General features: G+C 64.4%; 37 protein-coding genes. All 37 read left to right on the top strand.

Annotation, left to right across the window (positions count from 1 at the left end; genetic code table 11):
* Position 1: 1 nt before the first annotated feature.
* The 37 genes from BDO18943_RS20695 to BDO18943_RS42700 all read left to right on the top strand — a co-directional run bounded on the left by BDO18943_RS20695 (position 2) and on the right by BDO18943_RS42700 (position 24,672).
* Positions 2 to 919: a hypothetical protein gene (locus BDO18943_RS20695; protein WP_175023830.1), complete on the top strand. Its 918-nt coding sequence runs from the start codon at positions 2 to 4 to the stop codon at positions 917 to 919.
* Entirely contained in the window at positions 916 to 1,239 is a 324-nt protein-coding gene (locus BDO18943_RS20690; RefSeq protein WP_175023829.1) for a hypothetical protein, read from the top strand. Before BDO18943_RS20695 ends, BDO18943_RS20690 begins: the two co-directional genes overlap by 4 nt.
* The gene (locus BDO18943_RS20685) at positions 1,236 to 1,571 is read left to right on the top strand and encodes a hypothetical protein (protein ID WP_175023828.1); all 336 of its coding nucleotides are present in this window, start codon (positions 1,236 to 1,238) and stop codon (positions 1,569 to 1,571) included. Before BDO18943_RS20690 ends, BDO18943_RS20685 begins: the two co-directional genes overlap by 4 nt.
* Complete coding sequence (locus BDO18943_RS20680; protein ID WP_175023827.1) at positions 1,568 to 1,771, top strand: hypothetical protein; 204 nt, start codon at positions 1,568 to 1,570, stop codon at positions 1,769 to 1,771. The genes BDO18943_RS20685 and BDO18943_RS20680 overlap by 4 nt, the downstream gene beginning before the upstream one ends.
* Complete coding sequence (locus BDO18943_RS20675) at positions 1,768 to 2,073, top strand: response regulator transcription factor (protein WP_175023826.1); 306 nt, start codon at positions 1,768 to 1,770, stop codon at positions 2,071 to 2,073. Before BDO18943_RS20680 ends, BDO18943_RS20675 begins: the two co-directional genes overlap by 4 nt.
* Positions 2,067 to 2,555: a RusA family crossover junction endodeoxyribonuclease gene (locus BDO18943_RS20670; protein WP_175023825.1), complete on the top strand. Its 489-nt coding sequence runs from the start codon at positions 2,067 to 2,069 to the stop codon at positions 2,553 to 2,555. The genes BDO18943_RS20675 and BDO18943_RS20670 overlap by 7 nt, the downstream gene beginning before the upstream one ends.
* A 1-nt stretch (position 2,556) precedes the next feature.
* Positions 2,557 to 2,802: a hypothetical protein gene (locus tag BDO18943_RS20665; RefSeq protein WP_175023824.1), complete on the top strand. Its 246-nt coding sequence runs from the start codon at positions 2,557 to 2,559 to the stop codon at positions 2,800 to 2,802.
* Between the two features lie 2 nt (positions 2,803 to 2,804).
* Positions 2,805 to 2,984, top strand: coding sequence for a hypothetical protein (locus BDO18943_RS20660; protein WP_175023823.1), 180 nt, complete (start codon positions 2,805 to 2,807; stop codon positions 2,982 to 2,984).
* Positions 2,981 to 3,247, top strand: a complete 267-nt coding sequence (locus tag BDO18943_RS20655) for a hypothetical protein (protein ID WP_175023822.1) — start codon at positions 2,981 to 2,983, stop codon at positions 3,245 to 3,247. The genes BDO18943_RS20660 and BDO18943_RS20655 overlap by 4 nt, the downstream gene beginning before the upstream one ends.
* 15 nt (positions 3,248 to 3,262) lie before the next feature.
* Positions 3,263 to 3,592, top strand: coding sequence for an Acb2/Tad1 domain-containing protein (locus BDO18943_RS20650; RefSeq protein WP_175023821.1), 330 nt, complete (start codon positions 3,263 to 3,265; stop codon positions 3,590 to 3,592).
* A 73-nt stretch (positions 3,593 to 3,665) separates the two neighbouring features.
* Entirely contained in the window at positions 3,666 to 4,109 is a 444-nt protein-coding gene (locus tag BDO18943_RS20645) for a hypothetical protein (protein ID WP_175023820.1), read from the top strand.
* On the top strand, positions 4,106 to 4,333 hold the full coding sequence (locus tag BDO18943_RS20640; RefSeq protein ID WP_175023819.1) for a hypothetical protein: 228 nt from the start codon (positions 4,106 to 4,108) through the stop codon (positions 4,331 to 4,333). The genes BDO18943_RS20645 and BDO18943_RS20640 overlap by 4 nt, the downstream gene beginning before the upstream one ends.
* Positions 4,330 to 5,799, top strand: a complete 1,470-nt coding sequence (locus BDO18943_RS20635) for a PBSX family phage terminase large subunit (RefSeq protein ID WP_175023818.1) — start codon at positions 4,330 to 4,332, stop codon at positions 5,797 to 5,799. The genes BDO18943_RS20640 and BDO18943_RS20635 overlap by 4 nt, the downstream gene beginning before the upstream one ends.
* A 60-nt stretch (positions 5,800 to 5,859) precedes the next feature.
* Positions 5,860 to 6,585, top strand: coding sequence for a hypothetical protein (locus BDO18943_RS20630; protein ID WP_175023817.1), 726 nt, complete (start codon positions 5,860 to 5,862; stop codon positions 6,583 to 6,585).
* 17 nt (positions 6,586 to 6,602) lie between these two features.
* Positions 6,603 to 8,219 (top strand): phage portal protein, encoded by a 1,617-nt coding sequence (locus BDO18943_RS20625; protein ID WP_175023816.1) that lies wholly within the window; start codon positions 6,603 to 6,605, stop codon positions 8,217 to 8,219.
* Between the two features lie 233 nt (positions 8,220 to 8,452).
* On the top strand, positions 8,453 to 9,028 hold the full coding sequence (locus BDO18943_RS20620; RefSeq protein ID WP_235996141.1) for a phage head morphogenesis protein: 576 nt from the start codon (positions 8,453 to 8,455) through the stop codon (positions 9,026 to 9,028).
* Entirely contained in the window at positions 9,012 to 10,244 is a 1,233-nt protein-coding gene (locus tag BDO18943_RS20615) for a DUF2213 domain-containing protein (RefSeq protein WP_235996139.1), read from the top strand. The genes BDO18943_RS20620 and BDO18943_RS20615 overlap by 17 nt, the downstream gene beginning before the upstream one ends.
* A 12-nt stretch (positions 10,245 to 10,256) precedes the next feature.
* Positions 10,257 to 10,733, top strand: a complete 477-nt coding sequence (locus BDO18943_RS20610; protein ID WP_175023813.1) for a structural cement protein Gp24 — start codon at positions 10,257 to 10,259, stop codon at positions 10,731 to 10,733.
* Complete coding sequence (locus tag BDO18943_RS20605; RefSeq protein WP_175023812.1) at positions 10,730 to 11,740, top strand: DUF2184 domain-containing protein; 1,011 nt, start codon at positions 10,730 to 10,732, stop codon at positions 11,738 to 11,740. The genes BDO18943_RS20610 and BDO18943_RS20605 overlap by 4 nt, the downstream gene beginning before the upstream one ends.
* A gap of 1 nt (position 11,741) precedes the next feature.
* Positions 11,742 to 12,152 carry a hypothetical protein gene (locus BDO18943_RS20600; protein WP_175023811.1) on the top strand — a complete coding sequence of 137 codons (411 nt, stop codon included), beginning with the start codon at positions 11,742 to 11,744 and terminating at the stop codon, positions 12,150 to 12,152.
* Complete coding sequence (locus BDO18943_RS20595; RefSeq protein WP_175023810.1) at positions 12,149 to 12,568, top strand: DUF4054 domain-containing protein; 420 nt, start codon at positions 12,149 to 12,151, stop codon at positions 12,566 to 12,568. Before BDO18943_RS20600 ends, BDO18943_RS20595 begins: the two co-directional genes overlap by 4 nt.
* Positions 12,569 to 12,632: 64 nt before the next feature.
* Positions 12,633 to 13,016 (top strand): hypothetical protein, encoded by a 384-nt coding sequence (locus tag BDO18943_RS20590; RefSeq protein WP_235996137.1) that lies wholly within the window; start codon positions 12,633 to 12,635, stop codon positions 13,014 to 13,016.
* On the top strand, positions 13,013 to 13,411 hold the full coding sequence (locus BDO18943_RS20585) for a hypothetical protein (RefSeq protein ID WP_175023808.1): 399 nt from the start codon (positions 13,013 to 13,015) through the stop codon (positions 13,409 to 13,411). Before BDO18943_RS20590 ends, BDO18943_RS20585 begins: the two co-directional genes overlap by 4 nt.
* Positions 13,412 to 13,414: 3 nt before the next feature.
* Positions 13,415 to 13,966 carry a phage neck terminator protein gene (locus BDO18943_RS20580; protein WP_175023807.1) on the top strand — a complete coding sequence of 184 codons (552 nt, stop codon included), beginning with the start codon at positions 13,415 to 13,417 and terminating at the stop codon, positions 13,964 to 13,966.
* Positions 13,967 to 13,969: 3 nt separating this feature from the next.
* On the top strand, positions 13,970 to 15,469 hold the full coding sequence (locus BDO18943_RS20575) for a DUF3383 domain-containing protein (RefSeq protein WP_175023806.1): 1,500 nt from the start codon (positions 13,970 to 13,972) through the stop codon (positions 15,467 to 15,469).
* A 10-nt stretch (positions 15,470 to 15,479) separates the two neighbouring features.
* Complete coding sequence (locus BDO18943_RS20570; protein ID WP_175023805.1) at positions 15,480 to 15,914, top strand: phage tail fiber protein; 435 nt, start codon at positions 15,480 to 15,482, stop codon at positions 15,912 to 15,914.
* Between the two features lie 142 nt (positions 15,915 to 16,056).
* Entirely contained in the window at positions 16,057 to 16,353 is a 297-nt protein-coding gene (locus BDO18943_RS20565) for a hypothetical protein (protein ID WP_235996135.1), read from the top strand.
* Positions 16,354 to 16,367: 14 nt separating this feature from the next.
* Positions 16,368 to 16,526, top strand: a complete 159-nt coding sequence (locus BDO18943_RS20560) for a transcription elongation factor GreA (RefSeq protein WP_235996133.1) — start codon at positions 16,368 to 16,370, stop codon at positions 16,524 to 16,526.
* 7 nt (positions 16,527 to 16,533) lie between these two features.
* The gene (locus tag BDO18943_RS20555) at positions 16,534 to 18,360 is read left to right on the top strand and encodes a phage tail tip lysozyme (protein ID WP_235996146.1); all 1,827 of its coding nucleotides are present in this window, start codon (positions 16,534 to 16,536) and stop codon (positions 18,358 to 18,360) included.
* 2 nt (positions 18,361 to 18,362) lie between these two features.
* The gene (locus BDO18943_RS20550) at positions 18,363 to 19,037 is read left to right on the top strand and encodes a phage baseplate protein (RefSeq protein ID WP_175023802.1); all 675 of its coding nucleotides are present in this window, start codon (positions 18,363 to 18,365) and stop codon (positions 19,035 to 19,037) included.
* Entirely contained in the window at positions 19,037 to 19,339 is a 303-nt protein-coding gene (locus tag BDO18943_RS20545; protein WP_175023801.1) for a phage baseplate plug family protein, read from the top strand. Before BDO18943_RS20550 ends, BDO18943_RS20545 begins: the two co-directional genes overlap by 1 nt.
* Positions 19,336 to 20,202 (top strand): baseplate hub protein, encoded by an 867-nt coding sequence (locus BDO18943_RS20540; RefSeq protein ID WP_175023800.1) that lies wholly within the window; start codon positions 19,336 to 19,338, stop codon positions 20,200 to 20,202. The genes BDO18943_RS20545 and BDO18943_RS20540 overlap by 4 nt, the downstream gene beginning before the upstream one ends.
* The gene (locus tag BDO18943_RS20535) at positions 20,192 to 20,947 is read left to right on the top strand and encodes an oxidoreductase (RefSeq protein ID WP_175023799.1); all 756 of its coding nucleotides are present in this window, start codon (positions 20,192 to 20,194) and stop codon (positions 20,945 to 20,947) included. Before BDO18943_RS20540 ends, BDO18943_RS20535 begins: the two co-directional genes overlap by 11 nt.
* Position 20,948: 1 nt before the next feature.
* The gene (locus BDO18943_RS20530) at positions 20,949 to 21,299 is read left to right on the top strand and encodes a hypothetical protein (protein WP_175023798.1); all 351 of its coding nucleotides are present in this window, start codon (positions 20,949 to 20,951) and stop codon (positions 21,297 to 21,299) included.
* Positions 21,300 to 21,307: 8 nt separating this feature from the next.
* On the top strand, positions 21,308 to 22,543 hold the full coding sequence (locus BDO18943_RS20525) for a baseplate J/gp47 family protein (RefSeq protein ID WP_175023797.1): 1,236 nt from the start codon (positions 21,308 to 21,310) through the stop codon (positions 22,541 to 22,543).
* Between the two features lies 1 nt (position 22,544).
* A complete protein-coding gene (locus BDO18943_RS20520; protein ID WP_175023796.1) occupies positions 22,545 to 23,270 on the top strand; it encodes a DUF2612 domain-containing protein in 726 nt (241 codons plus the stop codon).
* 13 nt (positions 23,271 to 23,283) lie between these two features.
* On the top strand, positions 23,284 to 24,672 hold the full coding sequence (locus BDO18943_RS42700; protein WP_235996131.1) for a gp53-like domain-containing protein: 1,389 nt from the start codon (positions 23,284 to 23,286) through the stop codon (positions 24,670 to 24,672).
* Positions 24,673 to 24,862: the final 190 nt, after the last annotated feature.

Raw genomic sequence — 24,862 nt, 5'->3', positions numbered from 1 at the left:
CGTGAACGACCACGACAAGCGCGAATTCATGGACGAGCTGAACCTCGCGTTCCAAGCCGCCCGCCAGCCGCTTCCCTCGCCGCAGGTGCTGCGCCTCTTCTGGGATCGGCTCGCGCCGTATCCGCTGCGCATGGTGCTGAACGCAATCGGGCGGCACATCGACGCGAGCGAGTTCGCACCGACACCTGCGTCGATCCTGAAGCACCTGCCGAAGATGAGCGACGGGCGGCCGGAGGCCGACGAGGCATGGGCCATCGCGATCCGCTCGGCCGACGAGCGCGAGACGGTCGTCTGGACGCAGGAGATTGCCGAGGCATGGGCGATCGCTTCGCCCGTGTTCGCGACCGACGAGATCGGTGCGCGGATGGCGTTCAAAGCGGCGTATTCGCGGATTCTCGACCGGAATCGCGGGCTGAACGCGACGCCGCAATGGGTCGTATCGCAGGGCTTCGACGCGCAGCGCCGGCTCGAAGCGGTCGAGCACGCCGTGCGCGCTGGACGTCTGCAGCTGACCCATGCACAGGCCGTCGTGCCTTTGCTGGCGAGCGAAGCCGATCCGGCCCCGGGCGTGGATGTCGAAGCGAACCTCGCGCGGTTGAAGGCGATCGTCGCAGGCGTGGGGAGCGCGCGAGCGCGTTCCTCCCTCGAAAAATCCGCCCGCGCACGTGAGGCGGCGGACGACCTAGCCGAGGCGAAGCGCGCGGCGGTCGATCGGGTTGCCGGGCTGCTCGACGTCGGCGCCGTGCATGTGGGCGGCGCGTCGCTCGCGCAGTGGCGCTTCTGCTGCATGTGCGAGAAGCAGGGCTTCCGCGAGCAGGCGACGTGCTCGATCAACGGCGCGGACTTCTGCGATGACCACCGGCCGGCGCCACGTGCGCCGCGTCGTGCCAGCGGGACCCGTGGCGAGGTGCGGGCATGAACCAGAACACTCGAAGCGCGGCGCCGTCGATGGCCGCGCATGCTCGCCAGGGCAATGCATCGCCCGAACACGCCAACGGGGATAAGGCTGCGGCTGGCAACCGCGAAACCCCGCCGGGCGGCTACCGCTTCACCTTTGGCCGTGGCGACGCGCCGATCGCCGAGATGATCGACGACGTCACGCGCATGGATTTTCTCGAACAGCTGAACGTCGGGCAGATCGCCGAGCTGTGCTGGCACGCGCTCGACCAGCACGACGGCGTGCTGCGTCGCGCGATCGACGCAACGATCGTGTCCCTCGCAGGCGGGACTGCGCGATGAGCGCCGACGGCGTCGCCGCAGGCAGCTGCGCCGCATACGGCTGCCCGATGCTCGGCTCGTTCGGCGTGTCGGGGAAGTGGTACTGCGCGTGCCACTTCCGCGGCTCGTCCGCGAGCAACGACGCCATCACCTCGGTGCTGAACCAGAACGCCGCGATCGTCGATCGCGTGAAGCTCCTGCGCAGCCAGGGCGCGGGATACGCGGCAATCCTCGCCGCAGAGAACGAGCTGATCGAGCTGACGCGCGAGATCGGCAGGCAGTACGACATCCCGACGGGCCCAGTCACCGGCCCGTCGCACGCTGAACCCCACTTCTCGGAGACCGATGCATGAGCCAGGCCCCGGCACTTCCTTCCCCCGACCAGGTCCGCGCGATCCGGATCGGCGCGCTCGAGCTGCTGCTGCAGATCGAACAGACCGGCGTGTACGCCGAGCCCGAGTTCCTCGCGACGCTGCACGAGATCGCGCAGAACCCGGTGCGCAAAGAGCTGCGTCGCTTTGATCTGATTCCGCCGATGGAGGCCGCACGATGAGCATGCGCACCAAGGCCGAATGGGATCGGCACGCCCTCGAGATCGCGCGCGGCGTCGCGGCGATCGACCGGTCGAAGATGAAGCCCGTGCAGTTCGTCGACGCCGTGCATCACGCGATCGTCGGCGCGATGTACGTCGCGGCCGATGGCGCGCGCCCGGCCATCACCATTCGTCCTTCTGAGCTGCAGCTGAACGCGCCCGGCCTCGCACTGACCGACACCGAGTGCGAGGTGCTGCGCATGATCGCCGAGCGCATGCGCCGCGTCGAGGAAGCGCGCCGCGCGGAGGTCGCGCCATGCTGACCGTCAAGCTCCCGTACCCGATCAGTGCGAACCGCTACTGGCGCACCCGCGTGATCACGCCGAAGGGCGGCCCGGCCATCGTTAGCACCTATGTCAGCGCCGAGGCGAAGGCGTTCAAGGATGAGGTCGGCTGGCTGCTGCGCGCGGCCGGCGTGCGCAAGCCGATCGCGGGCCGCGTTGCGATCGCATACACGCTGTTCCCGCACCGGCCGCTCGACTGGAAGACGCGCCAGCGCAAGCACGGCGCCGCATGGGACGACACCGTGCAATGCCTCGACCTGGACAACGCGCAGAAGGTGCTGCTCGACGCGATGAAGGGCATCGCGTTCGAGGACGATGCGTGGGTGCGCCGCATCACCGCCGAGCGCGCGGAGCCGGACGGCGAGGCCCGCGTGATCGTCACCATCACGCCGATCGTCGTCGAGCAACCGCAGGCCGGGCTCGCGCTCGATATGCCGGTCGCCGATCCGCTGGAGGTGTGACATGGAGCGCATGCAACACCCATCGAACAACGCGGTCCTCGGCGCGCCGAAGGGCTGGGACCAGGGTGAATTGCCCGTCGGTGCGCTGCCGATCACGCGCGTCGTCGACGGCAGCATTACGCATGTCGTGTCGTTCTGGCGGCCGAACGCCGAGGAGCTTGCCGCGCTGGCAGCTGGCGCGCCGGTGATGCTGTTCGTCGTCGGCCATACGATGCCGCCCGTCGCGCTTGCCGTGGAGGGCGTTTGATCATGGCCGAACAAATCACGATCACCATCCGCTGCCGTGTCGCCTGGTGGTTTCGGCCCGCGCTCGCGGCGCTGAAGGCTTGGGCGTGGCTTACCGGCCGCGTACCTTCCGACGCGGCGATCGAGCGGATCGCGCGCCGTGTCGTCCGCACGTCGATCGTCACCGAGCGAGGCGCGCAATGAACCCCGTGCGACTCGCAGGCAAACCGACGCTTAACGCCTTCCAGCTCGCCTGCAACCTGACGCGCGACCCGCAGTTCCGCGAGTGGGTCGGCACCTACGTCAACGGCGATCCGGTCACGGTCGACGAGGCCGCGACGTTCATCCGCACCGTGTGCAAGGTCGAGTCGCGGCGCGAGCTCGCAACCGATCAGCACGCGATCGATCGCTTCCACCACTTCCTGCGCCGGCCGTTCGTCGACTGGCGCGACAACCAGCAGCACTGACCAGGAGCACACCAGATGGACAACCAGCACCAGCGTATCAAGGGCTATCGCGATCTGTCGCAGGCCGAGATCGACCTCATGAACGAGATCAAGGCGAAGGGTGAAGAGCTGCTGCACCTGCAGGCGCGGCTCGCCGGCTTCCTCGACACGCAGCGCGAGACGCTGACGTGCGCCGCGAAGGTGAGCACGACGCACGAACCGTGGCAGCAGGGCGCGAGCGGCGAATGTATCGAGCTCCGCCGGTTCCTCGCTGCCGAGCCGCAACGCTGGGCGGCGATCGGCAAGACGGACATCCAGACCGGGATCATGGCGCTCGTGCGCGCCGTGGCGCAGCCGGCCATCTGAGCACCGCGCTACGCCGATGCGTACTCGGCCGCTGGCACCTGCGACACGGGCGCCCACCTCCCGAAGGAACGGTATGGAAAACGGAAAAGAATTCGGCAACCCCGCGACCCGCTTCAGCGCAGACCGCCAGCCGGCCAAGCGCCGCGGCAAGGAAATGCGCACGAAGATCCTCGAGGCGATCAAGGAACAGACGAAGCTCAACGAGAAGGGCTTCTACAAGAAGGTCGCCGAGCTCGCGATCGATGGCCGAGACACGATGATGATGAAGGAGCTGCTGACGCGCGTCGCGCCGGCGGCGAAGCCCGTCGCGCCGTCGGTGCAGTTTGATTTTCCGGAGAACGGCAGGCCCGTCGAGCAGGTCGACGCCGTGCTGCGCGCGGTGGCTGCCGGCAAGGTTTCGCCCGACGTCGGCCAGCAGCTCGTGAACATGATCCGCGCGAAGCTGGACGTGCTCGAGATCAGCGAGCTGGCTGACCGCCTGGCCGCCATCGAGAAGCAGCTCGCCGAGGGGCAGTGATCATGGGCGTCCCGACTGGCGAGCCGATCATCACCATCAACGGCGCGACGCTGTCGCCTGCTCAGGCGGCCGTCGTGCGTATCGCAATCGAGCACCTCGGTGCCTACCTCACCGCCGAAAGCGGCGGGGCCGACGCCGACCTTGGCGTGCCGTTGGCGACCGCCTATCGCGATCGCGTTCGGCAGCTTCAGCGTGCGATGTACAACGGACGGCTGCGCCCTTGACCCGCCGGCGCATTTCGCGCGGCGCCATCGATCGCGTTGAGCGCTACTTCAAGGGCATCGCCACGAAGGCCGAGCCCGCCGTGTTCGGCATCTGCAACATGCAGCGCGAGGTCATCAAGCGCGTCGACGTCGCGGGCAACGAAACGGATGCCGAGCCCACCGTCCTCATTCCGGAAAAGCTCGAGCGGCTGATCTACCCGAAGCGGATGAAGATCGTGTACGGCGGCCGCGGCTCGGCGAAGACTCGCACCGTCGTGTCGATCCTCACTGCCCAGGCATCGGCGCGGCGCGAGCGCGTGCTCTGCCTTCGCGAGATCCAGAACTCGATCGAAGAGTCGAGCCACGCCGAGCTGTCCGAAGAGATCGAGCGCCGCGATCTAAGCGGCTCCTTCGTTGTCGGCAAGAAGAGCATCCGCGTGCCGGCGACGCGCAGCAGCTTCTCGTTTCGAGGTCTCTACCGGAACGTGAACGGCATCAAGGGCTTCGCCCGCAGCACGAAGGCATGGGTCGATGAGGCCGAAGGCGTCTCGCGCGACTCGTGGGGCGTGCTGCTGCCGACGGTGCGCGAGCCCGGGTCGGAGATCTGGGTGACGTTCAACCCGAATCGCGAGACCGATCCGACGTGGGTCGACCTCATTGGCCCCTACGCCGAGCAGCTCGACGAGGACGGCTGCTACGAGGACGACGACGTCCTGATCATCCGCGCGAACTACACCGACAACCCGTGGTTCACCGAAGAGCTCGAGCTGGAACGCTCGAAGATGGAGCGCACCGATCTCGATCGGTACCGCTGGATCTGGCTCGGCAAGTTCAACCGCCGTTCCGACGAGCTGATCTTCGCCGGGAAGTGGCGCGTCGAGGAATTCGAGACGCCAGCGAACGCGCGGTTCTTCTTCGGCGCCGACTGGGGGTTCGCTGTCGATCCGACGACGCTCAACCGCTGCTGGGTGCGCGGCAATGACCTGATGATCGACTTCGAGGCGCACGGGAAGCAAACCGATCTCGACGAGATCTGGAAGCTGTTCGCCGGGCGCGACGGCATGCGCCCCGAGCAGGTGAAGCAGTGGAAGGGCGCCGACGATCGGAAGTACCCCGGCATTCCCGCCGCGCGGAAATGGAAGATCAAAGCCGATTGCTCGCGCCCTGAAACGATCGCTCATGTCGCAAAGCAGGGATTTAACATCGGGCCGGCTGCTAAATGGGGTGGATCGGTAGAGGACGGAATAGCGTTTTTACGCGGTTTTGACGCGATTATTATCCACAAACGGTGCGTTAAAACGAAAGAGGAATTCGAGAATTACTCGTACAAGGTCGACAAAACAACGGGGGACGTGTTGCCTATAATCGTCGACAAGTGGAATCACCACATCGACGGAATCCGATATTCGATGGACGGCTTTATCCGTGGTCGCGGTAATGGCTTGAATATCTCGGCCGATGCAATTAACGCAATGTCCACCGCATAACGTATTTTCACCCGGCTAAATCGGCCGATTTTCTGGAGATTTTCAATAATGCGCACTCGTATGATTGTGGCCGCCGTTCTCGGCCTCTCGCACGCGTTTTACATGACCGATGAAACGGCCGCAGCGACCGGCGCCGCTGCGCCGTTGCTGCCTGCCACCGACGACGCGGCGGCTACGGCCGCGAGTGCCGCGGGGGAATCGAGCGGCGATGTCTCGAATGTGGCCGACGCCCACGAAAGCGACACCTCCTCGTCTGTTGCGCTTGCCTCGCCATCCGGCGACACCGAAGCACCGGCCCCGGCCGCAGGTGAAGCGGGAAACATCACGGGCGATCCGGCGTCGACGAGCGCTGCCGATGGTGCGGAAGCCCTGGCTGCCGGCGGCACTGCCACTGGTGATGGTGGCGCGGCTACGTCGGGGGAGAGCACGGGCGCGGCTGCCGATGCGTCGACTGCTGGCGCTGCGCCCTCCGATCAGTCGTCGACCGACACCACGACGTCCTCCGCGCTCTCGCCGACCGGTGAGCCGACCGCATTGGCCGATACCGATTTCTCCGCGTCGCGCGCCAACGATCCGCTGCCGCACGTCGCGATCGACGTCGAAGACCACGCCGAGGCGCGCGAGCGTTTCGCTGGCCTGATGGCGAAGCTTCATTTCTTCGAGAACGACACGGTCGAGCAGCTGCGCAACGAGCTGCGCGCGATCGCGACGCTGCTGCACCTGCATTCGGTGGCATCGGGCACCGCTGACGCGACGGGCGACTACAGCTCGTCGGACCTCTCGTAACCCACCAGGCGGCGCGCATGCTCCAGAAAATCCGAACCATCCTCGGCGGCGCGCCGCTCGTTCCGCCGGCGCCGGCCGCGCTCCCCGCTGCGCCCCGCGTCGAGCCGCAATGGCCGGCACTCGAAGGGCCGCGGCGCGGCGTGAAGATCAACCCGACCGTGATCGAGCAGCTCGCCGCGCAGGACAGTGCGGCCGGCGGCGCGATCGATTGGAAAGCGAAGTTCAAGCCGCCGAAGGTCGCGCCTGGCACCGTGCCCGCGGGTGCCGGCGCGCCTGAAGTGGCGATGGACTCGGTTTGCGACAACCTCGCGGGCGTGCTCGGCACATGCACCGGCTTCAACCAGATGCAGGGCGTCGACTTCATCGGCTACGCCGCGCTATCGCTGCTCTCGCAGCACCCGCTCATCCGCGCGATGGTCGAGACCCTGGCCGACGAGATGACGCGGAAGTGGATCGAGTTCAGCGGCCAAGGCAGCGAGGAATCGGACGCGGAGCGCGTGAAGGCATTGCAGGCCGCGACCGAGAAATACCATCTGAAGAAGTACTTCAACCGGTCGATGAAGAAGACCGGCTATTTCGGTGGCTGCATGCTCTTCATCGACATGGGCGACAAGACGCGCACGTCCGCCGGTATGGCCGAGATCGAGACGCCACTCACGCTCGATAGCGCGAAGATCCAGAAAGGATCGTTCAAGGGTTTCCGGCTGATCGAGGCGATCAACTGTTATCCGGCACCGTACAACGCGGACAACCCGCTCGAGGAAAGTTACTACCGTCCCGACGCGTGGCTCGTGCAGGGCCGCAAGGTGCACGCGTCGCGCCTGCTGCACTTCACGCAGAACGAGCCGCCTGTGCTGCTCAAGCCGGCCTACAACTTCTTCGGCATTCCGCTTGCGCAGATGGCGCTCGACTACGTCGACCGATTCGACACCGTGCGCATCGCGGTCGCGAAGCTCGTGAAGCGGTTCAGCACGTCGATCCTGAAGACCGACATGAGCCAACTGCTGAACGGCGGCGGCTACGAGGACGCGGCGTCGCTGAAGGCGCGCGCGCTGATGTGGTCGCTGCTCGGCGCGAACGATGGTCTGATGGCGCTCGACAAAGATAGCGAGGACTTCGTCCAGGTCAACACGCCGCTTTCCGGCCTCGCCGACCTCGTCTCGCAGCAGATGGAACTGCTCGCGGCCATCAGCCGCACGCCGGCGGTGAAGCTGCTCGGGATCTCGCCGAAGGGGTTCAACTCGACCGGCGAGTACGACGAAGCGAACTGGTACGACCATGTGTCGAGCCAGCAGCAGATCGTGTTCGCCGACAACCTTGACCGCGCGATCAAGATCATCCAACTGTCCGAGAACGGCACGATCGACGACGACCTGACGCATCGGTTCGTGCCGCTGCACGAGCAGTCGGAAGCCGAGAAGGCGACCAACCGCAAAGCGAACGCCGATACGTTTGCGATCTACTGCGACCGCGGCGTGCTCAGCCCCGAAGAAGAGCGCACGCGCCTTGCGAGCGATCCGGACAGCGGGTACGACTCGATCGACGTCGACAAGATGCCGGAGCGGCCCGACGTCGACGAGGGGCTGGACGACGGCGAGGAGCGCGATACCGATAGCGCCGGCGCGGTGTCCTGATGCCGGCGCGCGCACCGAAAGCGAAGGGCGAAATGCGGCCGGCGCGCCCGAGCGCCGCGGTGCGCATCACCTACCAGCGCGCGCTCGAACGCCTCGTCGATGAGATGCACCGCTCGACGCTGTACTGGCTGCGCGCCACGTACCGCGACCGAGCAGCCGAGATCGCGATCGATGCGTCGCCGGCCGCCGACCTCGCGGCGCAGCTCACGCGTCGCGCCTCACAGTGGCGCAAGATGTTCGCGACCCGCGCGCCGGATCTCGCGCGGCGCTTCATCGCCCAGGTCGACCGGCACGCGACGAACGCCACGAGGCAGGCCGCCGTCGCCTTGACGGGCATGTCGGTCTCGGTGAAGGACACGCTCGTGTCGAACACCGTCATGCAGGCGTCGATCCAGCAGAACGTCTCGCTGATCCGCTCGATCCAGTCCGAATACGCGACAGAGGTCGAGGGCATCGTGATGCGCAGCGTCACGGCGGGCCGCGACCTGAAATACCTGACCGACCAGCTGCAGGAGCGCTACGGCATCACGCGGCGGCGCGCGACGTTCATTGCCACCGACCAGAACAACAAGGCGACGGCGCAGATGGCGCGCGCCCGCCAGCTCGGCATGGGCATCACGAAGGCGCGCTGGCTGCACCTTGGCGGCGGCAAGAACCCTCGCCATTCGCATGTCGCCGTGCATGGAAAGATTTTCGATTTATCGAAGGGTCTTGAAATCGACGGCGAATATATTTTCCCCGGCGAGGAGCCGAATTGCGGCTGCGTGGCCGCGCCGATTATTCCGGGTGTTGATGATGAAGATGAATAAAGACGAGATTATCCTCGCTTTTGATAAGGCGACGGTGCGGAGTTTCGATAAAGACGGTCGCATGCGAGTTTCGATCAGTCGAATCTCGAAGGCCGACGTGAATCCATACTGGGGGCGCGAGATCGTCGGCGGCGAGGAGCTCGGCCTCGATCCCGATCGGGTCTACAACGTCTTCCGGCCGCCGGAGGAGCTTGAGAAGGCTGCGGCGACGTTCAACAACCTTCCGGTCCTCGCTGTGCACAAGCACGTCAGCGCGGCATCGCCGGAAAAAGACCTGATTATCGGGACAACCGGTTCGAATGCGTCGTTCGACGGTGAATATCTGACCAATGATCTGGCTTTCTGGGATGCCGAATATATCGAGAAAATCGAAAGCGATGAGCAGCGCGAGCTTTCCAGTTCCTACCGATATACCGCCGTTTTAAAAAGTGGAACCTATAATGGCGCGCATTACGACATCGTGATGACGGACATTATCGGAAATCACGTTGCCACTGTTCGAGAAGGGCGCGCCGGTCACAAAGTGCTGGTTGCGGATTCCCAAATTCAACCTCCCAAAAAGGTACGAAACGTGAAGCTGAATCCGAAGCAACTGGCCGCGCTGAAGGCCCGGCTCCCGAAGCTGAAAGTCGCGATGGACGAGGGCATCGACACCGCGGGCGTCGAAGAAGCGCTCGAGGAAGCCCTCGAAGAGGTGCAGGCGCTCGGCGAGCCGGCCGCCGCAGTCGACGACGGCAACGCCGAGATCGCGGACCTGCTGAAGAAGCTGCTCGCGAAGTTCGAGGGCAAGGCCGCCGGCGCAGCCGACGAAGACGACGACGCGAAGAAGGCTGCTCAAGACGAGGCCGAGAAGCGGGCCGAGGAAGCGAAAAAGGCCGAGGAGGCGAAGAACGCCTCGGCCATGGACGCGAAGATCCAGGCAGCCGCCAACGGCGCGCGCACCTCGATCGAGGGCCGCTTCCGCGCCGCGCAGCGCGTCGAGCCGATCACCGGCCGCATCGACGCGATGGCGTTCGACTCGGCCGAGGACATTTTCGCGCACGCGCTGAAGGTCGGCGGCATGGACCCGACGAAGCACGAGAAGGTTGCGTACGCGGGCATCGTCGACGTGATGATCGAGAAGGCCGGCGCGCCGGTCCAAACCGCGAACGACGCGAAGGCCGCGAGCGACCTGCTCACGACCTTCCCGGCGCTCAAGAACATTCACCACGCGTAAGGGCGGCACAACATGTTCCCGAATTCCGTCAACCTCCAGCCCGAAGTCGGCGTGCCGGGCACGCGTGCTTCGATGAACCCGATCTCGGTGATCTCGCGCATCGCGCAAAACTCGGTGAACGTCGCCGCCTTCGTGTGGCCGGGCACCGATACCGACAACCAGGTGCAGAACACCGGCACCGGCAAGCCGCTCGGCTTCGCTGTCACTGATCAGGTCGGGATCATCCCGAACTACCTGCAGGAAACGAGCATGCAGGTGCCGCAGGGCTTCGCTGTCCAGATCGCCGAACGCGGCGAGTGGTTCGCGAAGTCTGCGGCGAACGCCGCGACGCTGGGCCAGAAGGTGTTCGCGACGCTCGCTGACGGCACGCTGCAGTTCGGCGCGGCCGGCGCGACGATCACGGGCGCTATCGAAACGGCGTACGTGGTCACCCGTGGCGGCGCGGCCGGCGCGGTCATCAAGATTTCGACGTGGAGCCAACTCGCATGAATCTCGCTCTCCTTTCCCAGTATGGCGTCCACCTGCCGGCCGGTGCCGAGCTGCTCGACGATCCGACGCGCGCGAAGGTCATCGCCGCGATGGACGCCGCCGGCCCGCTCGTCACGCAGCCGAACAACGGTATCCCCGCGATGCTGACGAACTACTTCGATCCGAAGGTGATCGAGGTGCTGTTCGCGCCGATGAAGTCCGAAACGCTCTACCGCGCCGTGCAGAAGGGCGACTGGGCGACGAACACCACGACGTTCATGGTGACGGAAAGCACCGGTGAAACGGCGACGTACGGCGACTACAGCGGCAACGGGCAGTCGAGCCACAACGCCGCATTCCCGCAGCGTCAGAGCTACGGCTTCCAGACGAGCACGCAGTGGGGCGACAAGCAGATGGCCGTGGCCGCGAAGGCGCGCCTCGACTACGCTGGCCGCCAGCAGATCGCATCGGCGCTGATCCTGCGCAAGAAGGAAAACTCGATCAACCTGTTCGGCGTCGCCGGCCTGCAGAACTACGGCCTGATGAACGACCCGGCACTGACCGCGCCGATCGCGCCGACCACGGGCGTGGCTGGCAACACGTGGGCGCTGAAGACGTCGGACGAGATCTACAACGACTTCGTTGCCCTCTGGGCCGAGCTGATCGCTCTGGGCAACGGCCTGATCGATACCGAGACCGAGGTGCGCGTCGGGATCGCGACGGTCGTCTCGCAGTACCTGACGAAGCAGAACTCGTACGGCCAGGTGCTGAAGGATCGGCTGAAGCTGGCCTACCCGAACATGTCGATCGAGACGCTGCCGGAATTCGCGACCAGCTCGGGCAATCTCGTGCAGATGATCGCCGTCGAGATCGAAGGCCAGGTGACCGGCGAACTCGGCTATGCGGAGCGCCTGCGTGCGCACGGTGTCGTGCGGCACGAATCGTCGTACTCCGAGAAGAAGTCGGGGCATTCGTGGGGCGCGATCCTGTACCGCCCGAACTTCATCGCTCAGATGCTGGGGGTCTGACATGCCGGAAATCCAAGAACAGAAGGTCAGCAAGCCGGTCAAGGTGTTCTGCAAGCTCCCGAACGGCATCCAGTACCTGTTGCCGGGCGACCGGCGCGTGAAGCTCAATGGCTTCTACGGCGACGTGCGTTCCCCGCTGCAGGTGAGCGGCATGCCGGGGCGCGACACGGTTTTCGGCTACGGCGTCACGCTGGTCAATGCCGACGACTGGGAACAGATCGTGAAGGACCACGGCAAGTCGGATGCGCACGTGAACAAGCATGTCTTCGTGGCGAAGGACGACCGATCGGGCGAGGCGCAGTCGCGCGAGCTAGAGCGCGAGAAGACGGGCTTCGAGGCGTACAACCCGGACGCACATCCGGAAGACCGTTCCGGTGACGGTACCGCTAGCGGCAAGCCGGCAGCCGAATGAGCACGCCGACGGGTGTCGTCGCTTTCGACCCGGCCGCCTTCAGGGCGGCTTTTCCCGCTTTTACGGGCGTGAGCGACGGCCTCCTGACCGGCTATTTCGCTATGGCCGGTATCTTCCTGAACAACTCGCCCGCGTCGATCGTGCAGGATCTCACCGTGCGCGCGCAGCTGCTGAACCTCATCACCGCGCACGTCGCCTTTCTGATGGGCCGCGCGGGCGCCGGCGACGGTTCGAGCGCGGCCGTCGTCGGCCAGATGACGTCGGCCGGCGAAGGCACTGTGAACGCCTCGTTCGCGCAGGTGCAATCGAAGAATGCCGAGTTCTGGGCGCAGAGCCAGTACGGGCTCACGTTCTGGCAGATGGTGCTGCCGTTCCGATCCTTCCGTTACTTCCCCGCGCCGCATGTGTGCCGTTAAGGTCGCCGGCGGCGGCAAGCTCGACGCCGCGCTCGCGCGATACCTCGACGGCGCCACAAAGACCATGCGCGCCGGCCTGCTGGAAGGCTCGACCGAGCCTGACGGCACACCGACAGCACTGGTCGGCTTCTGGAACGAATACGGCACCGACGACATTCCGCCGCGCCCTGCATTTCGCACCACCGCCATTGCGAAGGCTGCGCGCTGGGCGAAGATCGTCGGCGTGACCCTCCAGCGCAACGGCGGCAACTTCGACGCGGCGCTGCGCATGGCAGGCGAGGCGGCCGTCGTCGACATTCAGGCGACTATCGGCGCATGGAGCGATCCGCCGAACGCCGAATCCACGATCGCGAAGAAGGGCTTCGACGGCCCGCTGCGCGGCTCGGCCGCAGCGCCGATGCAGCACGCGGTCGCATACGACATCGTCGACGGAGCGCCCACCGAATGAACCTGCACGGCCTCGTGTCCGGCGTGATCGGCACCGTGAACCCCTTCGTGCCCGTGACGCTGCAGCAGAGCGCGGGCACCTACGACACGGCGGCCGATGGCGGCCGCACTCCGCACTACAACGCGTCGCCGCAGACCGTCCAGGTGCAGGCGCTGTCGGCGAAGGAAATCCAGCACCTCGACGGCCTGAACATCACCGGCGTGCTGCGCAAGGTCTATCTGAACGGCGACTGGCGCGGTGTCTATCGGCCAGGCAATCAGGGCGGCGATCGATTCCAGTTCGCGGCCGCCGCGCCGGTGCCCACGACGCTGCAGGGCACGACGTGGCTCGTCGTGCAGGTGCTCGAGACGTGGCCTGACTGGTGCTCGCTCGCAATCCAACTGCAGATGAGCTGACCAATGGCCGCGACGATCTCCATTACTGAATCGCAGGTCTTTGCCGCGCTGCGCACGTTCCTGCTCGGCATCCTGCCGGCAGGCATCGAGGTCGTGAAAGCGCAGGACAACGACGTTGGCGAGCCGGTCGGCCCGGACTTCGTGACGATGAACTCGATCGCGTTGCCCCGCATCGCGACGAACGTCGACGACTACACCGACCCGGGCGCCGGCGGCGCGCCTGGCACGCGCAACTCGATGCAGGCGATCGAGGCGCGCCTCCAGCTGAACGTGCACGGCCCGAACTCGGGCGACAACGCGGCGATCATTTCGACGCTGTTTCGTGACGAATATGCCTGCATTCAATTCGCCACCGTTAATCAAGATATTCAACCGCTTTATTGCGAAATTCCCCGCCAAATGCCGTTTATTAATGGGGAAAATCAGTTTGAGCAGCGTTGGATAATTGAACTTGCATTGCAATACAATCCAATCACGCAAACGCCGCAGGATTTTGCCGACGATGTTACACCCCAGATCGTCAGCGTCGACGCGGTTTATCCTCCCGGAGCATAAGACATGACGATCCCGGCATCCCTGATCGCTTCAGCAACGCCGAGCGTGCTTAGTGCAGGCGGCTCGGCACTCGATCTCGTCGGGATTATCCTGACGACGAATTCGCGAACGCCGATTGGTGCTGTTCCGACCTTTCCGACGAAAGACGCTGTCTCGAATTACTACGGGCCGAATTCGCCTGAATATCAGCTGGCTGCTGTTTATTTCGGCGGATTCGATAATTCCGATGTGAAACCGGGCTCGCTCGGCTTCATGCAATATCCGACCGCACCGGTTAATGCGTATCTGCGCGGTGGCTCGCTGGCGTCGATGACGCTGGCGCAATTGAAGGCACTCCCGGCGGGCACGCTGACGCTCACGGTCGACGGCACGCCGGTCACATCAGCTTCGATCAACCTGTCCGGCGCGACCAGTTTCTCGAACGCCGCACAGCTCATCGCGGCCGCGTTCACGAGTGGCCCGACGGTCACGTACGACAGCCAGTCGAGCGCGTTCGTGTTCGGCTCCAATACGACGGGCGCCACCTCGACGATCGGCTTCGCGAGCGGCACGCTCTCCGCGTCGCTGAACCTGACGCAGGCAACCGGTGCAGTGACGTCGCAGGGCGCAGTCGCATCGACGCCGGCCGCCGCGATGGCAGCGCTCGTGAAGGTGACGACGAACTGGGTGTCGTTCATGACCGCGTTCGATCCGGACGGTGGCGTAGGCAACACGCAGAAGATGGCGTTCGCGCAGTGGACTGCGCAGCAGAATAACCGCTACCTGTATGCGGTCTGGGATACGGACCAGAGCCCGACGGCCACGGTTCCCGCGACTGCTTCGCTCGGCTACCTCGTCGAACAGGCCGAGATGAGCGGCGTCGTACCGATCTATCAGGACGTCAACCAAGCGGCCTTCCTGATGGGCGCGATCGCCTCGATCGACTTCAATGCGGCGGAAGGCCGCATCACGGCGGCGTTCAAGTCGCAATCCGGGCTCGCGGCGACGGTGACGGACGCGGCCGTATATCAGAACCTCGTCGCGAACGGCTACAACTGCTATGGCGCGTTCGCGACGGCGAACGACCAGTTCACGTTCTTCACGCCCGGCAGCATCGCGGGCCAGTACGAGTGGATCGACTCGTACATCAACCAGATCTGGCTCAACAACCAGTTCCAACTTTCGATCATGACCGGGCTGACCCAGGCGAAATCGGTGCCGTACAACGCAGTCGGTGACGCGATGATCGAATCGTGGCTGATGGACGACATCACGCAGGGGGTCAGCTTCGGCGCGATTCAGGAGGGCGTCACGCTCAGCAGCACGCAGGCGCAGGAGGTCAACACGGCGTCCGGCCGCAAGATCGACACGGTGCTGTCGTCGCGTGGCTGGTATCTGCAGGTGCTCGCGTCGCAGGCATCGCCGCAGGTCCGCGCGTCGCGCGGATCGCCCCCGTGCAAGTTCTGGTACATGGACGGCGGCTCGGTCCAGCAGGTCAACCTCGGCTCCGTGATGGTCCAGTAAGGGAGAAATCATGTCAGGAACGATTACCAGCGCGAACAGCGTGATCATGCTCGGCGTGCAGACGGTATTCCCGGTTGCGCAGCAGATTCAGGGCTATGCCGCCGAGGACATCTTCGACACCGACGACGTCGAGATGGCGGAGATCTCGCTCGGCCTCGACGGCAAGCAGTCGTCCGGCTGGGTGCCGTACAACGTGAAGTGGCGCATCACGCTGCAGCCGAACTCCAACTCGATCCTCATCTTCGACGCGGTGATCACGGCCGAGCGCGTGCTGCAGGACAAGCTCGCATGGAGCGGCGTCGTGACGCTGGCGGGCATCAGCAAGAAATTCACGATGAGCAATGGGGTGCTGTCGCGCGGCAAGATCATGCCGGACGCGAAGAAGGTGCTCCAGCCGCAGACCTACGAAATCACCTGGGAGTCGGTGCTTCCGTCGCCGATGTGATATGCCGAGAAAAGTTACGACGTTCACCGCGGCAGACGGCCGCGATCAAGGAAAGCGGTTTCGGATCACCGAGATGTCGGCCGCGCGGTCGGAGGAGTGGGCTGCGCGCGCACTCTTCGCCGCGATGAGCTGCGGCGTCGACGTGTCCGAAGACGTTCTGGCAGCCGGGCTCGCGGGCATCGCGGCGCTCGGTGTGAAATCGCTCAACAAGGTGCCGTTCGAGCTCGCGAAGCCTCTCTTCGACGAGATGATGACCTGCGTCGAGTTCGAATACGACGCGCGCGAAAGCGGCACGCGCGCGCTGATCGACGACGACATCGAAGAGGTCGTGACGCGCATCAAGCTGCGGAAGGTCGTGCTCGACCTGCACATCGAGGGTTTTCTCGGCGCCGTCCAATCCATGCAGGCCATTGGGGCGGCGCCGATTCCGGGCGCCTGATCAGCTATCCGAATGTGCCGCGCTCGATCGGCGCGGTTCTTTCGCGCCGACTCGCCACGCTGCACGAACTGAATACCGTCTACGGGCAGGACGACCTGCACGACCTGCTCGAAGTGATCATCGTTGACAGCCACAACGAGCGGATCGCGTCGGAGGCGGAAAGGAGAAAGTAACGTGGGTATGACGATCGTCGACGCGCTGGTCGTGACGCTGGGTTTGGACGTGTCCGCATACAAACGCGGCAAGGCAGAGGCTTCGACCGCAACGAAGAAGCTCACCACTGAAGAGAAGGCCGCCGCCAAGGAAATCGAAGAGCGCAACAAGAAGGCGGCGGATTCATTCAAGCGCGTGCGCAACGAGGTGCTGGCGCTCGTCGCGATCTTCACCGCGGGCGCGGGCATCAAGCAGTTCACCGAGAACACAATCAACGGTGCCGTCAATCTGGGCTACATGGCCCAGAACCTGAAGATGAGCACGCGTGATCTCGCCGCATGGCAGCGCGCGGCAGAGCGCGCCGGCGGATCTGCAGAGGGCATCACCAATGCGCTTCAGGCGTCCCAAGGTGACGTCGCAAAGCTGAAGTTCGGCCAGGTCACCGAGGGCGTGCAGTGGTTCCTGCGCATGGGGGGCTCGGTCAAGGATCTGCGAGACGGCAATACCTATCTCCTCGCACGCGCCCGCATCATCTCGAACATGTTCAAGGTCGACCCGGGCCGCGCGCGCTTCGTCGCGCAGCAGATGGGAATCGGCGACGGCGAATTCAATTTCCTGAAGCAGGGTGAAGGCGCGGTGCTTGCGCTCGTCGACGCGCAGAAGAAGAACTCGGCCATCACCGAGCGGCAGGCGGCGCAGGCGCTGAAGCTGAAGAATGAATGGCTCGACCTGCGTGACCGTCTGACGTACGTCGGCACAACGATCCTGCTCGAGCTGATGCCGACCTTCGAGCAGTGGATCGGACAGCTGCAACGGATGGCCGACTGGGTAGCGGATCACAAGGGCGACATCAGCGAGTGGATCCGGGGCGCGGCTACCGATATTCGAAGCATCGTGAAGATCGCGAACTTCGCTGCGGACGCGATGGGCGGCTGGAAGAACGTGATCATGGCGCTGATCGGGCTGAAGGTCGTTTCGATCCTGTCGCCGCTTCTGCGTCTCGGCGCAGCCCTTGCGGGTGTCGGTGGTGGCCTCGGCGCGGTCAGTGCGGCGGGCCCGGCGGCGTTGAGCGTCCTCGGGCGCGTGATCGGCGCTGCGGCGTTGCTGTTCCACTCCGAGGGGCTGAATCAGGGCGAGGGCGATACCCGCATCACGCAGCCGGGCGACACGTGGGACGGCGATCCGGTCGGGAAGGCGCGCGCGGCCGCAAACAGCGGATCGCTCGCGGATCGGCAGCGCTACATCGCCGGCCGTATGAAGGAAGCCGGATATTCGGACGCAGCGATCGCGGGAACGATCGGCAGCCTGATGCAGGAAAGCAAGCTCGACCCGACGGCCGTGAACAAGACGTCGGGAAACGCGGGAATCGCGCAATGGGGGAAGGGGCGCGCAGCGCAGTTCGAGAAGCAGTTCGGACATCCGCTCTCGCAGTCGACTTTCGGCGAACAGGTCGACTTCATGCTGTGGGAGCTGAAGAACACCGAGAAGCAGGCCGACCAGCGGCTGCGAATGGCGAAGACGCCCGAGCTCGCCGCCGAGGTGCATTCGCGCGAGTACGAGCGGCCGGGCACGGCCGAGGCAAACATCGCGCGGCGTCAGCAGTACGCGCGCGAGATGTTCGCGGGGCTCGGACAGGCCAATGCGGCACTGATCGCGCAGCAGACCGCAGCAGCGGCCACGCCGGCATCGACGAACAACGTCTCGACGTCGACTTCGTCGAACGAGACGAACTTCAACGGCCCGATCACGATCCAGACTCAGGCGACCGATGCCGCCGGCGTCGCGCGCGACTTTGCGCCGGCGATGCGCCGCTATGGGTTCACGATCGCGCAGGCCAACACGGGGCTCAGCTGATCATGCCGCTGCCGAACCTCATCGTCCCGGATTTCCCGAACGTTCCGCCGCTGCCCGGCGTGCCGCAGCTGCCGCGCGCGCCTGGCGAATCGCTGGCCTCGTTTGCGATCTCGACCGTGCTGGCGGACGCGGTCGGTTTGCTTCAGGAACTGCTCGCGCCGATCTGGGGCATCTACGACGACCAGGGCGCGCCGATCGCCGTGACCGATACGGTGCTCACGCTGGAATACCGCGGCGATTCGCGGATCTCCAGCTACCCGCAGGAGGAAGGCGCGTTCGCATCCTTCAACAAGGTGCAGATGCCGTACGACGCGCGCATTCAGCTCGTTAGCAGCAAGTCGTCGATCGAGCGCGCGGCTTTCCTCGCCGCGATCGAGGCAGCGAAGCAATCCACGATGCTTTTCTCGATCGTGACGCCCGACGCGACGTACGAGAACGCGAACGTCGTCGGCTACAACTACCGCCGCACGGCGCGCAATGGCGTGACGATGCTCGTCGTCGAGTTGTATATCGAAGAGGTCCGCGAGACCGGGACCGCGCAGTTCGCGAACACGCAGAACCCATCGTCGCAGGACGCGGCGAATCTCGGGCAGGTACAGGGGCAACCGCCGACTGCCGGCGAGTCCGCGCTGTTCGGCCCGGTCTCTGTGACCACCGGTGTCGGCGGGGTGCTCTGATGCAGATCATCCGCCTGACGGCCGTGCCGTCGCCGAAGCTGAGCGTAATGCTCGCTGGCCAGAACTGCCAGATCGCGGTCTACCAAAAGACGACCGGCGTGTATCTCGATCTCGCGATGAACAACGTGCCGGTGAAGTCCGGGATTCTGTGCCGCGACCGCGTGCGGCTGATTCGATACCCCTATCTCGGCTTCGTCGGCGACCTGTCGTTCTTCGACACGCAGGGCGTGACCGATCCGGCATACGCCGGCTTCGGGGCGCGGTACCAGTTGGTCTATCTCGAAGCGAGCGACCTGTCATGAGCTTCACGCGCAAACGCATCGACGTGACGATCTCGCTCGGCACCGGACAGTTCGGAGATACGGGCAAAGATACCGTCACGCTGACCGGCCTTCGGGTCTCGGCGGACGTGCAATGCCTCGGAGGCGATTCGATGCCGCAGTCGGCGCTGCGCATCTTCGGGCTGCCACTCTCGATGGTGAATCAGCTCACGACGGTCGGGCCGGTGAACGCCGCCATCATGCTGAAGAACTCGGTTCTGCTTGCTGCGGGCGATGATGAAAACGGCATGGAAACGGTCTATAGCGGCACGATCTTGACCGCGTTCGGCGACTTCAAGGGAATGCCGGAGGTACCGCTTAACGTGATGGCGGTCGGCGGCCTCGATGCCGCGGTAAAGCCGGTGGGCGCACTGAGCTTTATTGGCGCAGCCGACGTCGCGACCATCATGGCAAGCCTGGCGGACACGATGGGGCTCGCGTTCGAGAACAACGGCGTCCAGGTGCAGCTCTCGAATCCCTACTTCCCCGGCACGGCATTGACGCAGGTGAAGGCGTGCGCGCGCGCGGCCGACATCTACTACACGATTGATCGCGGCACGCTCGCGATCTGGCCGAAAGCCGGCGCTCGCGCTGGCGGAGACATCCCGATCATTTCGCCTGATACGGGTAGCGTCGGTTATCCAACGTTCTCGAGCAACGGGATTGAGATCGACTGCGAATTCAACCCGGCGCTGAAGGTGGGCGGCATGTTTCAAGTGAAAAGCGCGCTGCCCGTCGCGCAGGGAAATTGGAGGGCGATGCAGGTCGTGCACGCGCTCGATTCCGAGGTGCCGAACGGTCGATGGTTCACGCACGTGACGGGAGTGCCGCTCTATGGCGACTGAGCAAGTCGGCGTCCTCGGGCACGCGGACGCGAATAGCGGTTCCTCCGAGTACAACACCACATCGTTTCTGATCTGGCAAATCCTTCGCGAGATCAGCGGCGCGCGCCTGGTCGAGGTGATGAGCGTGACGAACGCCGGCGACGTCTCACCGGTCGGATTCGTCGACGTGCAACCGCTCGTGAACCAGCTCGACGGATCGAACAACGCGGTGCCGCACGGCACGATCTACCACCTCCCGTACTTCCGGCTTCAGGGCGGCCTGAACGCGGTCGTCATCGACCCGCAGAAGGGCGACATCGGCGTCGCCATCATCGAAGACCGCGACATTTCGTCGGTGAAGGCGAACCGCGGGCAGGCGAACCCGGGATCGAAGCGCATCTTCGACATGGCCGACGGTCTCTACATCGGCGGCTTCCTGAACGGCGCGCCGCAGCAGTACATGCGCTTTTCGGCGGCCGGCGTCGAGATCGTATCGCCGACGCAGATCCGCATGGCCGCGCCGTCGATCGTGTTGCAGGCAACCGAGACGATCGGCATTACGGCCGGTCAGCAAGTCACGAACTCCGCGCCGGTCGTCGAGATCGACGGCCAGATGGCGCAGGGCGAAGGCCCGCTCGGCGGCAATGCGTCGATGCAGGGGCCGCTCGTCGTCGCGAAGGACGTGACGGCGTCCGGCACCAGCGTCCATGACCACACGCACCCCGGCGTGCAGCCGGGCAGCGGCAACACCGGAGCACCGAACTGACATGCCATCGACCCTTCTCCTCGATCAAACCGTCTGGGATCTGTGCGCGGACACGTCCGGCAACATCGCGATGGCCGCCGAGCCGTATGCGATCGCGCAGGACGTCGCCAGCGCCGAGCGCACGTTCCGCGGCGAATGCTGGTTCGACACGACAGTCGGCGTTCCGTACTGGTCCGACATCCTCGGCAAGCGGCCGCCACTGCCGCTCGTGAAGAAGGACTTCGTGAACGAGGCGAAGCGCGTGCAGAACGTCGTCTCCGCGCAGTGCTTCATCACCGGTATCAAAGATCGCAAGCTCACCGGGCAGGTTCAAGTCGCCACGACGGCTGGCGTGCTGCCCGTCAACTTCTGAGGAACACCATGCCGACTTCCGCAACCTCCAGCGTGCCGAGCATCAACTGGGCGCCGACCGGCCCCGTCGCGCCGGCCGAGTCAGCCATCCTGACCGGCACGCTCGCGGACATCAACGCCGCTTTCGGCGGCAAGCTGAACATCGCGAACGCCGACGGCTCGCCGAACCTCTCCAGCCCGCAAGGGCAGATCGCGTCGAGCATGGCGGCGATCGTCGCCGAGAAGAACGACGACATCCTCGAGATCGTGAACGGTGTCGATCCAGATCTCGCCGACGGGCGGTTTCAGGATGCGATCGGCCGGATCTACTTCATCGAGCGCAACCCGGCGCAGCCGACGACGATTCAGGTCGCATGCGTCGGGCTGGCCGGCACCGTGATCCCAGTCGGCGCGCAGATCGCGGATGCGAACCAGAACGTCTACCTGTGCCAGCAGGCCGGCACGATCCCCGCGAGCGGCACGATCACGCTGTCGTTCGCCGCGAAAGTCACCGGGCCCACTGCGGTGCCGGGCGCGAACCAGATCTCGGTCTACCAGGCGATTCCCGGCTGGGACACCGTGAGCGTCGTGTCGGGCGTGATCGGCAACGTTGTCGAGTCGCGCGCGGATTTCGAGACGCGGCGCCGCGCGTCGGTCGCGCTGAACTCGCGCGGCTCGATCGTCGCGGTGCGCGCGGCGGTGCTGAACGTTGCGAATGTGCTCGATGCGTACGTGACGGACAACCCGACGAGCCAGCCCTTCACGATCGGCGATTTCACCCTCGCGCCGCACTCGCTCTATGTCGGCGTCTATGGCGGCGCGGCGCAGGACATCGCGCAGGCGATCTGGACGAAGAAATCGCCAGGCTGCAACTACAACGGAAACACGACCGTCACGGTGTACGACACGTCGATCGGGTCGCAGCCGTATCCCGCGTACGACGTGACATTCCAAACACTCACGCCGACTCCGATTTTCTTCGTCGTGCAACTCGTTAATAACGTGAATTTGCCGTCGAATTTCAATCAACTCGTTAAAAACGCGATTATTTCTGCATCTAACGGTTCAGATGGTGGCCCGCGCGCCCGCAGTGGCAGCACCATTTATAGTGGCCGATACTTCCCGGGATTGATGGCGATTGACCCGTCCGTAGAGCCGCTTTCGGTTCAAATGGGGTTTTCTTCGGGGAATCAGAATTCGCTGCAAATCGGCATCGATCAAACACCCACTGTCGATCCGATGAATATCAGCGTGATTTTGGTTTGAGATGAATAATGTCGAGAAAACCATTCTTAGTCAGTATGCAAATAGCCCGACGCTTTGCCAACTGATTAAGAATTTCGATCAGTATATCGACCCGCAGGCCGATATCGATGCGTTCCTCGCGAACATTTGGCGCATCGACACGGCAGTGGGGCGGGGTCTCGACATCTGGGGAAAAATCGTCGGGCTCGAGAACGGCCGATACCTGCGTGTCCCCTATACCGAGATCTCGTTCGGCTTCAACGAGGCCGGCACCGACAGCAGCGATTCTTTCGGCTCGGGCACGTTCTTCTCCGGCACCTACCTGACGCGCAACTTCGCGCTGTCGGACGACGCGTTCCGCACGCTGATTCTCGTGAAGGCGATGGCTAACATCGCCGACGGTTCGATCCCCGGCTACAACCAGCTCCTGCGCAATCTGTTCGCGGGCCGAGGCCGCTGCTACATCAACGACCTCGGCAACATGATGCTTCGCTACACCTTCGAGTTCAATCTCGAAGCTTACGAGATCGCGATCCTCACACAGTCGGGCGCGTTGCCGCGTCCCACCGGCGTGCTCGCATCCGTCATGCAGCTCGTGCTGCCCGGAGTCTTCGGCTTTTCCGAGGCTGGTGAATTCGAGCCGTTCGGCCAGGGCACGTTCTTCACCGGCGGCAACAACGTCGTGACACCGGTGGGCGCCTCTTATCTCGACCAGACATTCGTGCTGAACGAATCCACGCTTACTTGAAAGGACTCGCGAAATGCAGAGCACGCAAACCCCGACTCTCGTCCCGCTCGCGTTCGCAGCGAACGGTCAGAAAAATGTGATCCCCGAGCAATCGCAGATCAGCACCAACCCCGGTGCTGCATCGCTGAACGACGGTTTCCCGCCGCTCACGATGATTCCGCGCGCATCGGGGGGCATTCCGCCGAGCGGGTTCGATTTCAACGGCATTTTCAATCTGCTGTCGCAATCGATTCGGTGGTCGCATGCCGGCGGCTCATATTCATGGAGCAGCGCTTTCGCGAGCGATAGCAATGTTGGGGGCTATCCGCAGGGGGCGCAGCTGTTGCGCGCGGATCTCTCCGGATTCTGGTTGAACACGGTCGACAACAACCCAACGAATCCGGACGCGACGGATGGTTCCGCGTCCGGGTGGGTGCCTGGCTACAACTACGGCGTTACGACGATCTCGGGCCTGACAAACGCCAACATGGCGTTGAGCCCGATGCAGGCTGCGAAGAACAAGATCGTTCTTTCGGGCGCACTGACGGGCAGCATCAGCATCGTGTTTCCAGCGTGGACGAAAGAATGGGTGATCGTCAACAACACGACGGGTGCGTTCACGATCACGGCGACCACGGCCAGCGGCACGGGCGTCGCACTGCCGACGGGGCAAACGAAGATCACGGGCGACGGAACGAACATCGTACGGCCGTTCGAGAACGTCCCGAATCCTGGTATCGCCGACAGCAGCCAAAAAGCAGCATCGACGCAGTCCGTATGGAGTGTCCTCGGGAACTACGGGAGCTTCTTCCCGTTTAGTGCGGCGTCCCAACAGCTGACAGCGTCTCAGTCCGGAGACCTGATCTATTTCTTCGGATCGAGCGCTGGCGTTGCGACGCTGCCCCAAGGGGCAACGATTCAGGCGCCGAGTGCGCGCTACGTGATCTACAACGGCAGCCTCGCGAATCTCACCGTCAGCGCATATGCCGGCGACGTCTGGCAGAACTGGGCTCGAGCGAGCGAAGTCATCGGCCCGGGTGATTCGATCGAGGTTGCCTGGTCGAACGGCCAATACTTCAACGTCGTCGGTGGTACGGCGGCCCTCAAACGCTCGTCGCTGTTCGCGGCCAGCGTCGGCCAGAGTGGCTGGGAGAAGCTCCCGAACGGAACGATCCGCCAGTGGGGCGTCGTGACAGTAACGAATGCCTCGGAGACGGGCAACACCTTCAACTTTCCGATCGCCTTCCCGAACGCATGTTTCGTGTTGAACGGCAATGACAACGGTACGCCGGCGACGGGCGGTAATGGCGGGAAGACGATCGGCATCGGCGCAAATAGCAACAGCCAATTTTCCGTGAATGCGCTGCTGAACAACGTGTGGCAATCCGGCGTCATCGTGGGTTGGGAAGCGATCGGTTGGTAACCGGGAGAAATTTGTATGGAACAGAAGCTATCAGGTCAGAAATATGCGGCGTATGAAGCGGATCCCGGTCCGATCATCGGGTTCTACGACAGCATCGTTAGCCCAGTTCCGAATGGGGTGAGCGCGATTGCGATCACCGACGACGAATGGCAGCAGGCAGTGGAAACGCACGGCTATACCGTGTCGAATG

It is taken from the genome of Burkholderia aenigmatica, from assembly GCF_902499175.1.
Lineage (GTDB): Bacteria > Pseudomonadota > Gammaproteobacteria > Burkholderiales > Burkholderiaceae > Burkholderia > Burkholderia aenigmatica.
The sequence above is the reverse complement of the archived record's forward strand: the minus strand, read 5'-3'. Positions and strand labels throughout refer to the sequence as shown.

Coding starts and splice junctions, on each gene's coding strand:
- BDO18943_RS20690 (WP_175023829.1), top strand. CDS start 916: ATGAACCAGAACACTCGAAGCGCGGCGCCGTCGATGGCCGCGCATGCT.
- BDO18943_RS20685 (WP_175023828.1), top strand. CDS start 1,236: ATGAGCGCCGACGGCGTCGCCGCAGGCAGCTGCGCCGCATACGGCTGC.
- BDO18943_RS20680 (WP_175023827.1), top strand. CDS start 1,568: ATGAGCCAGGCCCCGGCACTTCCTTCCCCCGACCAGGTCCGCGCGATC.
- BDO18943_RS20675 (WP_175023826.1), top strand. CDS start 1,768: ATGAGCATGCGCACCAAGGCCGAATGGGATCGGCACGCCCTCGAGATC.
- BDO18943_RS20670 (WP_175023825.1), top strand. CDS start 2,067: ATGCTGACCGTCAAGCTCCCGTACCCGATCAGTGCGAACCGCTACTGG.
- BDO18943_RS20665 (WP_175023824.1), top strand. CDS start 2,557: ATGGAGCGCATGCAACACCCATCGAACAACGCGGTCCTCGGCGCGCCG.
- BDO18943_RS20660 (WP_175023823.1), top strand. CDS start 2,805: ATGGCCGAACAAATCACGATCACCATCCGCTGCCGTGTCGCCTGGTGG.
- BDO18943_RS20655 (WP_175023822.1), top strand. CDS start 2,981: ATGAACCCCGTGCGACTCGCAGGCAAACCGACGCTTAACGCCTTCCAG.
- BDO18943_RS20650 (WP_175023821.1), top strand. CDS start 3,263: ATGGACAACCAGCACCAGCGTATCAAGGGCTATCGCGATCTGTCGCAG.
- BDO18943_RS20645 (WP_175023820.1), top strand. CDS start 3,666: ATGGAAAACGGAAAAGAATTCGGCAACCCCGCGACCCGCTTCAGCGCA.
- BDO18943_RS20630 (WP_175023817.1), top strand. CDS start 5,860: ATGATTGTGGCCGCCGTTCTCGGCCTCTCGCACGCGTTTTACATGACC.
- BDO18943_RS20625 (WP_175023816.1), top strand. CDS start 6,603: ATGCTCCAGAAAATCCGAACCATCCTCGGCGGCGCGCCGCTCGTTCCG.
- BDO18943_RS20620 (WP_235996141.1), top strand. CDS start 8,453: ATGTTCGCGACCCGCGCGCCGGATCTCGCGCGGCGCTTCATCGCCCAG.
- BDO18943_RS20615 (WP_235996139.1), top strand. CDS start 9,012: ATGATGAAGATGAATAAAGACGAGATTATCCTCGCTTTTGATAAGGCG.
- BDO18943_RS20610 (WP_175023813.1), top strand. CDS start 10,257: ATGTTCCCGAATTCCGTCAACCTCCAGCCCGAAGTCGGCGTGCCGGGC.
- BDO18943_RS20605 (WP_175023812.1), top strand. CDS start 10,730: ATGAATCTCGCTCTCCTTTCCCAGTATGGCGTCCACCTGCCGGCCGGT.
- BDO18943_RS20600 (WP_175023811.1), top strand. CDS start 11,742: ATGCCGGAAATCCAAGAACAGAAGGTCAGCAAGCCGGTCAAGGTGTTC.
- BDO18943_RS20595 (WP_175023810.1), top strand. CDS start 12,149: ATGAGCACGCCGACGGGTGTCGTCGCTTTCGACCCGGCCGCCTTCAGG.
- BDO18943_RS20590 (WP_235996137.1), top strand. CDS start 12,633: ATGCGCGCCGGCCTGCTGGAAGGCTCGACCGAGCCTGACGGCACACCG.
- BDO18943_RS20585 (WP_175023808.1), top strand. CDS start 13,013: ATGAACCTGCACGGCCTCGTGTCCGGCGTGATCGGCACCGTGAACCCC.
- BDO18943_RS20580 (WP_175023807.1), top strand. CDS start 13,415: ATGGCCGCGACGATCTCCATTACTGAATCGCAGGTCTTTGCCGCGCTG.
- BDO18943_RS20575 (WP_175023806.1), top strand. CDS start 13,970: ATGACGATCCCGGCATCCCTGATCGCTTCAGCAACGCCGAGCGTGCTT.
- BDO18943_RS20570 (WP_175023805.1), top strand. CDS start 15,480: ATGTCAGGAACGATTACCAGCGCGAACAGCGTGATCATGCTCGGCGTG.
- BDO18943_RS20555 (WP_235996146.1), top strand. CDS start 16,534: ATGACGATCGTCGACGCGCTGGTCGTGACGCTGGGTTTGGACGTGTCC.
- BDO18943_RS20550 (WP_175023802.1), top strand. CDS start 18,363: ATGCCGCTGCCGAACCTCATCGTCCCGGATTTCCCGAACGTTCCGCCG.
- BDO18943_RS20545 (WP_175023801.1), top strand. CDS start 19,037: ATGCAGATCATCCGCCTGACGGCCGTGCCGTCGCCGAAGCTGAGCGTA.
- BDO18943_RS20540 (WP_175023800.1), top strand. CDS start 19,336: ATGAGCTTCACGCGCAAACGCATCGACGTGACGATCTCGCTCGGCACC.
- BDO18943_RS20535 (WP_175023799.1), top strand. CDS start 20,192: ATGGCGACTGAGCAAGTCGGCGTCCTCGGGCACGCGGACGCGAATAGC.
- BDO18943_RS20530 (WP_175023798.1), top strand. CDS start 20,949: ATGCCATCGACCCTTCTCCTCGATCAAACCGTCTGGGATCTGTGCGCG.
- BDO18943_RS20525 (WP_175023797.1), top strand. CDS start 21,308: ATGCCGACTTCCGCAACCTCCAGCGTGCCGAGCATCAACTGGGCGCCG.
- BDO18943_RS20520 (WP_175023796.1), top strand. CDS start 22,545: ATGAATAATGTCGAGAAAACCATTCTTAGTCAGTATGCAAATAGCCCG.
- BDO18943_RS42700 (WP_235996131.1), top strand. CDS start 23,284: ATGCAGAGCACGCAAACCCCGACTCTCGTCCCGCTCGCGTTCGCAGCG.